General features: G+C 67.9%; 8 protein-coding genes. 4 read left to right on the top strand and 4 right to left on the bottom strand.

The window, feature by feature from the left end:
* The first annotated feature begins 101 nt into the window (after positions 1-101).
* The gene (locus ACTMTI_RS54430; RefSeq protein WP_441128968.1) at positions 102-317 is read left to right on the top strand and encodes a helix-turn-helix domain-containing protein; all 216 of its coding nucleotides are present in this window, start codon (positions 102-104) and stop codon (positions 315-317) included.
* Positions 318-596: 279 nt separating this feature from the next.
* The gene (locus ACTMTI_RS54425) at positions 597-1472 is read left to right on the top strand and encodes a hypothetical protein (RefSeq protein WP_441128967.1); all 876 of its coding nucleotides are present in this window, start codon (positions 597-599) and stop codon (positions 1470-1472) included.
* Between the two features lie 51 nt (positions 1473-1523).
* On the opposite strand, the gene ACTMTI_RS54420 is transcribed toward ACTMTI_RS54425, so the two are convergent.
* The 4 genes from ACTMTI_RS54420 to ACTMTI_RS54405 all read right to left on the bottom strand — a co-directional run bounded on the left by ACTMTI_RS54420 (position 1524) and on the right by ACTMTI_RS54405 (position 3779).
* Positions 1524-1769, bottom strand: coding sequence for a hypothetical protein (locus tag ACTMTI_RS54420; protein WP_441128966.1), 246 nt, complete (start codon positions 1767-1769; stop codon positions 1524-1526).
* Positions 1769-2431, bottom strand: a complete 663-nt coding sequence (locus tag ACTMTI_RS54415; RefSeq protein WP_441128965.1) for a hypothetical protein — start codon at positions 2429-2431, stop codon at positions 1769-1771. Before ACTMTI_RS54415 ends, ACTMTI_RS54420 begins: the two co-directional genes overlap by 1 nt.
* On the bottom strand, positions 2421-2990 hold the full coding sequence (locus tag ACTMTI_RS54410) for a TetR/AcrR family transcriptional regulator (RefSeq protein WP_441128964.1): 570 nt from the start codon (positions 2988-2990) through the stop codon (positions 2421-2423). Before ACTMTI_RS54410 ends, ACTMTI_RS54415 begins: the two co-directional genes overlap by 11 nt.
* 405 nt (positions 2991-3395) lie before the next feature.
* Entirely contained in the window at positions 3396-3779 is a 384-nt protein-coding gene (locus ACTMTI_RS54405) for an EamA family transporter (RefSeq protein WP_441128963.1), read from the bottom strand.
* Positions 3780-4424: 645 nt separating this feature from the next.
* Here ACTMTI_RS54405 and ACTMTI_RS54400 point away from each other — a divergent pair.
* Positions 4425-5036, top strand: coding sequence for a GNAT family N-acetyltransferase (locus ACTMTI_RS54400; RefSeq protein WP_441128962.1), 612 nt, complete (start codon positions 4425-4427; stop codon positions 5034-5036).
* Positions 5006-5974: an alpha/beta fold hydrolase gene (locus tag ACTMTI_RS54395; protein ID WP_441128961.1), complete on the top strand. Its 969-nt coding sequence runs from the start codon at positions 5006-5008 to the stop codon at positions 5972-5974. The genes ACTMTI_RS54400 and ACTMTI_RS54395 overlap by 31 nt, the downstream gene beginning before the upstream one ends.
* The last annotated feature ends 108 nt before the right edge of the window (positions 5975-6082 follow it).

The following is a 6082-nucleotide window of genomic DNA, read 5'->3' as shown; positions in this document are numbered from 1 at the left end:
GTACTTTGTGGCGAGTGCGGGCGCGGTCAGCGCGGGCACGGTCCAGCGCTACATCGAGACCCAGTACGAGCGCGCCCTCAAGGCCAAGAGCGGGGGCGAGGGTGCGTAGGTCGTTCAAGTTCCTGCTGCGGCCGACCCGGCACCAGGAGATCGCGCTGACGGCGATGCTGGACGATCACCGGGCGTTGTACAACGCCGCGCTGGAGGAACGACGGGAAGCGTGGCGGCGGTCCAAGGTCTCGATCCGGTACGGCGATCAGTCCGCCCAGTTGAAGGAGATCCGTGACGCTGACCCCGAGGGGCAGAGTCGCTGGTGAACAAGTGGTCCAGGACTGCTCCATCGCTCGCTCGCAGGCCACAGGACCCCGGCGGATCGTCCGGGTCTGCGGGTTTTGTCGCACAGCGTTGGTGCTAATGGTAGTTTTGTGCGCTTTGGGGCTGTAGTTCGTGAGGTGTGTGGAGTGCGGCGGTTTGGGCGGGTGGTCGGTGGCGTGCTGACCGGGTGCTTGGTGGCGGGGTGCTCCGCTCTGCCGGGGCTGAGCGCAAAACAGGCGGCGCCACCTGCCACGAGTAGCACGCCGAAGCCTTCGGCGCCCATGTCGGCCCAGGAGACGGCCTCGGTTGTCGAGGACTACGTCAAACGCAACAACGCGGCCAACGAGGTCATGAGTGACAAGCTGCTGGCGGCCTACGAGGGCGGCTCCAGTCTCGTCATCGACAAGGCGTCCTATGCCTCCAGCCGGAAGCTGGGCGGTGACGACGACTACCAGCCGTTCAGCTACACCAGGCCCACGTTCCACGTGCCGGCCTCCCGCCAGCAATGGTTCCTGACCACTGCGTACTGGAAGCGCGAGAGCGAGACCGCCGAGGAGCCGACCTACCTGCTGTTCGCCCGAAACGGGGACGGCTGGCGGCAGATGTACTCCCCCGACCCCTTCAAGGGCAACACCTCCAAGGAACTGCCTCAGATCCTGAAGGACGCCTCGGGGACGGCCACAGAGGTGGGGCAGGCGGACGCGGCCGGGCTACTGATGTCGCCTGCCGCGTTCGCCAAAGGCTATGCCGCCCACTTGGCGGGGAAGGACACCGCGGCGGAGAAGAGCCGCTATGCCGCCGACAAGCTCACCACCGGCGCCGCGTCGAACCGGGTCAAGATGGACCAGTACGCCCGGCTCGCCGAGAGCGTCCGGCCGGCCGCCGCGTACCCCTCGTACGCCCTGCGCACGACCGACGGCGGCGCGCTCGCTTTCACGACCATCGAGCGGACCAGGCGCTACGACGTACGTCAGGGGCCGGAGCGCAACCACGTCTTCCAGGAGAACAACGGGCTCCTGCGCGGCAAGTACTACACGTACATGAAGGTGAATGAGCTGATCCAAGTGGTCGCGCACATCCCGCCGAAGGCCGCCGAGCCCGGCCAGGTCAAAGTGGTGGGCTCGTACGGCGGCATCATCTCCGGCAGCGGGCGCTGACACCTTCGGATGCGGGCCGTCGGGGACGTCGAGGCGTTGCCCTATGACGATTTATGGCAGGTGCCGACGCGACATCCCCGCGGGGCGACAGAAAACCGAGAAGGTGTCTCTGATCCCAGACCATCGCGAATCGCAGAAGACGCGAACTCGCGACGGTCTGATATTTGTGGCGAGCGAAGCACAGGGCTGAGGGCCCATGGCTCGCGCGCTGTTGACGGCCTCCATGCGGTTGCGGCTGCCGAGCTTGCACATGACACTGCATAGATTGGCCTTCACCGTGCCGGGCGACAGACCCATCAGCTCGGCGATCTCCGCGTTGGCCGACCCACTGCGGCATCTTCCCGTCGTCCGCGCGGCACTTCAGGCGGCTCCGCCGCTGACCGCATGGGCGCCTCCGGCACCAGGTAGCAGACCAGGAGCTTGAGGAAGAAGAAGGCGGTGAACCACTCGAGGGTATCGGGCACCGGCAGGACCGTCAGGTTGACCAGCACCGCCGCCATGTAGGCGGCCATGGCCGCGGGCCGTTTGGCCTCCAGTCTGGCTGTCTCGATCAGCAGGGCGCCCGCCAGCAGAAGGGCGGTGTTGACCAGGAACCACCCCCATGCCGCGTCCAGCACCACGAAGGCCATCGCCGCCAGGTAGGTCACGTGTGCCGCGACGAACCCCAGCCGCGAGCGGGATGGCTTGCGGTGGTACCACCTCTTGGCCGCGTTGGTCGCGTTGGTCATGACGCCGCCCACGAGGTCGAGGCCGATGACCACCGTGATCGCCCACTGCGGCCATCCGCCCTGGATCGGCGCCGCGAGCAGGTGCCAGCCGAGTAACGCCATGCATACGAGCGATCCGGCGATCTCCATCTGCTGCTCGGCCCTGGTCTTGCCCGGGCCCATGAACCGCTCGAGCGCACCCCTCCACCCCGGCGGTGTGGCCGGGATGTCCCAGTCGATCTCAGCTCTCATCGGGCTTCCTCCACAGTCCTTCGAGCAAACTCCACGTCACGTCACGAACGGCCGCGCCTTCGCGCAGCCGCATGGCCAGCCAGACGTCGGCGGCGCGCAGGACAGCGGCGGTCGCGGCAAGCATGAGCTCACGGTCCACGTCGGCCCTGATCACGCCGAGCGCCCGCCCGTTGTCGATCACGGGGGCCAGCCAGGGCGCGGGGTCCTGGGCCGTGCTCGCATCGAGCAGCGCCAGGTCCTCGGGATGCGCTAGCCCGTGCGCGACCAGCCGCTCGGACGCCTGCCGCAACTGCTCCCAGAACTGCTCGGCCGAACTTGCATTCCGCCAGTCCCCGAGCGCCTGGAGTATCCGCGTGTGCACATCCTCGATCACCCCCGCGAACAGGTCCTCCTTGCCGTCGAAGTACTGGTAGGCGGAGGTTTTGGAGATCCCGAGCTCCGCGATGATCTTGTTGTAGGAAGCCCGGTCGGCGCCGTCCCGAGCGAAGTGTGCACGGGCGACCCGCAGGATCGACTCCCGCCGATCGACGGGCAGCCGGTAGAAACGTGGAAGCGGCATGTACCGATGGTACACCCCACCGGTCTAGCGATGAGATCGACTACGCCGCAGGCCGCACACCCGTGACCGCTTGCTCACCTAAGGTCGAGCACTGAGCACCATGGCGCGTGTCCTCGATGAGGAGACGGATCTCCTGGCATTCACTGCTTGCCCCGGTTTCGGTTCTGGGCAGCGCGAGATGAGTCAGGCACCGCGCAAGCGATGAGCCTGCCGTCTGCCGCTGCCGCAGGTCACCGCGCCTGGCCTTGTCCTGAGAACGCTCTTATGGCAAGCCGTCCGGGAACTCCCGGTCACTCGCAGCTACTTCGCGCCTGATCGCGCGGACCCGAGCGGGGAGCCGTGACGGCTGGACGGCAGGGGCGGAGCCGGTGGCGGTCTGGGCAACATGATCAGCCCGCCCACGATCTAGAACACACCGAGCGTCTCTCCGACCAGCCCCCAGGCCACCACCGCCCCGCCGATGACCTCCAGCGACGCCACGGTGGCGCCCACGGCGGCCGAGAGCCGCCGCACGGCGTTCACCCCCAGGATGTACGCCACCACGGTCGCGACCAGCGCCATCCACAGGTACGCCACCAGCACAGGCAACGTCCGGCCACCCGCGGCGGGCGTGACGGACACCGTGAACGCGTCCCAAGGGATGTCCCAGGGCCGCGCGAACGGGATCAGCACCACGGCCGCCCCCGTCATGCCCCAGGCGATGAGCCCGAGCGGGTCCACGACGTCCCCGAGGCTATCGTTCATCAGGAAATATCCGGCGGAGCACGCCCCGGCCAGCAACCCCAGCACCAGGCCCAGCGCGTCCAGCCGTACCTCCTGCCACGCCTCGACGACGATCCCCGAGGCCCACGACCGCGACGACCGCCCCGACGTACGCGGCCCGCGCGAGCCGTACCCTCCGTACGAGCCGCACCCACGCCACCACCATCACCGGCGACATGGACACCAGCAGCAACGCGATCCCCACCGGCAAGCGCGTGATCGCGACGAAGTACAGCGACTGCACCCGGCCACCGCCATGACCGCATACAGAGATAAGTTCGAGCTTGGCTCGCCACCCCGGTTCAGTGCCTGCTTGGGGGCGCCGGTCCGCCGCGGTCTCGGTGGCGTGGTCAGGCCGCCCGACTGCTCCTGGCCCGCGAGGATGCTGACCACCGTGCCGGCGCCCACCTTTGTTTCGACCAGCCCGTCGTCGCGGCGAGTGGCCATCACTCTGGTCGCGGTCGCGACCGCGATGCCCCATCGCTGGGCGATCTGCCGGTATGGCGGTTCCGGTCGCCGCGGTGACGACGGCATAGAAGGAGTCTCCGATCTGCCGGTGAAGTCGCTGTCCGCCATGAATGTACTAGTTCAATCTCCTCGTACTAGTTCACTTCATTTCGCCAAATCCCTACAAATACGCATGTTCCCTAACTGCCCCAATACGATGTACGCATGACAGTTGATACGCCGTACGCATCCGTGTGGCGGGCGGATGACGCAGACCAGCAGGCGGTGTTGGACATCCTGACCGAGGCGTTCATGAAAGATCCACTCGCCTGCTGGCTCTTCCCCGAGGTGGGCGAACGAGAACGTCTCCAGCCGCACTTCCACCGCCCTCTGCTCACCCATCCCGCCGCCGAGGCGTATCTGGCCGGCCGTCGCGAGGGCGCATCGGTATGGCTGACGGTTGCCGCAGGCCAGACGCCCCATGAGGAGCAACCGGACCCGCCAGAGGGTGGCTCGGACTCGGTCTTCGGTGAGAACGGTGCGCGGTTGCTGGCCCTGGGTCAGGCACTGGCCCCACGGCACCCCGATCGCGAACCGCACCTCTATCTCCCCTGCATGGGGGTGATCGGCGGGCGGCAGGGCGCCGGACTCGGCTCGGCGATGCTACGGCACCGGCTGGAGCGAGCGGACGCCGACGGGCTCGCAGCGTATCTGGAGGCGAGTTCGCCCCGGAGTCGCGCCCTTTACCTGCGGCACGGATTCGAGGATCTCGGCGAACCGGTTCGCGTGGCGGACAGCCCTCCCCTGTGGCCGATGTGGCGCCCACCGCACCGTTGACCGCCGACCCATACCCACCCGTCCAACAGACAAAAGAGAGAACGTCAATGACAACGAACCATGAAGCCGAGGCCCGCGACGCCGATCGGCGACCGCCGACCCTGGTGTTCATCCACGGCACCAACTCCTCCTCCGCCTGGGCTTCGGGGCTGACCGGCGAACTCACCCTGCGCGGGCACCGGTGCGTGGCCGTCGACCTTCCGGGACACGGCCGCGAGGCGTTCTACCCCCGTTCGTACCAGGCCCCGCAGGACCTCGAGGCGCTGGCAACCGAACCGTCGCCGCTCTCCAAGATCACCATCGACGACTATGTCGAGCGCGTTGTGAATGTGGTACGCCGCGCCCGCCGCCACGGGCCCGTGATCCTTGTCGGCATGAGCCAGGGCGGCGTCACCCTGAGCAGAGTCGGCAACGCCATCCCCCACCTGCTCGAACGAGTCGTCTACGTCGCGGCGTACTGCTGCGTGGACCTGCCGAACGTGGCCGCTTATCTCGAAACGCAGGAGAACCGCGACAGCCTGCTCCCCCAAGTGACCGCGGCGATGGTTGCCGATCCAGCGGTCCTCGGGGTGAGCCGGCTCAACTGGCGCTCGGCCGACCCGGCGGTGTTCCAAGGCGTCAAGAATGCCCTTGCTGCAGACTTCACCGACGAAGAGGTGAGCCGGCTGCTCAACATGCTCGAGCCGGACGAGACGGCCGGCATTCCCCTGGCTGAAGCCCGGGGTGAAGCACACACCTGGGGCCGGATTCCCCGGACTTATGTGCGCCTCACCCTCGACCGGCTGATTCCGCCGGCGCTGCAGGACCGATTCATCAAAGAGGCCGACCGCCTCACTCCGGACAACCCGACCGACGTCCGAAGCGTCGCGGCACCCCATGTCGGCCCGTTCGACCGGCCTGAGCTGATGGAGATCTTCGCCGAGCTCGCCAGCCGCTGACCCGGCTGGGGCAGGCCCTCGGCTCCACGCCGACCCCGACGCCGACCCGGCCGGCCGCCACCGTGGCGCTGCGGCCGCACACCGGCACGGGCGCCGTCAAGGCCGTGC

It is taken from the genome of Nonomuraea sp. H19 (assembly GCF_052068215.1).
Classification (GTDB): domain Bacteria; phylum Actinomycetota; class Actinomycetes; order Streptosporangiales; family Streptosporangiaceae; genus Nonomuraea.
Note: the sequence above shows the minus strand (reverse complement) of the source record. Positions and strands in the feature narration are given on the sequence as shown.

Bases quoted from the DNA above. Each gene is read 5' to 3' on its own strand.
- ACTMTI_RS54410 (WP_441128964.1), bottom strand. From the start codon at position 2,990: ATGCCGCTTCCACGTTTCTACCGGCTGCCCGTCGATCGGCGGGAGTCG.
- ACTMTI_RS54420 (WP_441128966.1), bottom strand. From the start codon at position 1,769: ATGGGTCTGTCGCCCGGCACGGTGAAGGCCAATCTATGCAGTGTCATG.
- ACTMTI_RS54415 (WP_441128965.1), bottom strand. From the start codon at position 2,431: ATGAGAGCTGAGATCGACTGGGACATCCCGGCCACACCGCCGGGGTGG.
- ACTMTI_RS54425 (WP_441128967.1), top strand. From the start codon at position 597: ATGTCGGCCCAGGAGACGGCCTCGGTTGTCGAGGACTACGTCAAACGC.
- ACTMTI_RS54400 (WP_441128962.1), top strand. From the start codon at position 4,425: ATGACAGTTGATACGCCGTACGCATCCGTGTGGCGGGCGGATGACGCA.